General features: G+C 49.0%; 1 tRNA gene and 1 rRNA gene. Both read left to right on the top strand.

The features are described 5' to 3' along the window. A 16S ribosomal RNA gene (locus tag lacNas_RS01600) occupies positions 1 to 131 on the top strand; the annotation flags it as partial. Between the two features lie 113 nt (positions 132 to 244). Continuing rightward, positions 245 to 318, top strand: a tRNA-Ile gene (locus tag lacNas_RS01605). The last annotated feature ends 125 nt before the right edge of the window (positions 319 to 443 follow it).

Genomic DNA, 443 nt, shown 5'->3' on the forward strand with positions numbered 1-443 from the left:
ATGGAAGTCTGCAATGCCCAAAGTCGGTGGGATAACCATTTAGGAGTCAGCCGCCTAAGGCAGGGCAGATGACTGGGGTGAAGTCGTAACAAGGTAGCCGTAGGAGAACCTGCGGCTGGATCACCTCCTTTCTAAGGAAAGACACACAGTCGGAGAGTGGCAACACTAAGAGAAGATTGTGAGTTACGGAAGCACACTGCAAAGAAACTTTGTTCAGTTTTGAGAGTACCAACAATAAGAACTTGGGCCTGTAGCTCAGCTGGTTAGAGCGCACGCTTGATAAGCGTGAGGTCGATGGTTCAAGTCCATCCAGGCCCATTGAAATGTGAAGATTGCTCTTTACATTTCGGGCAAGATGGAGTAACATCTTAAAAGTTGATATTTACGGGGGCATAGCTCAGCTGGGAGAGCACCTGCTTTGCAAGCAGGAGGTCATCGGTTCG

Source organism: Lactobacillus nasalidis (genome assembly GCF_016587775.1).
Lineage (GTDB): Bacteria > Bacillota > Bacilli > Lactobacillales > Lactobacillaceae > Lactobacillus > Lactobacillus nasalidis.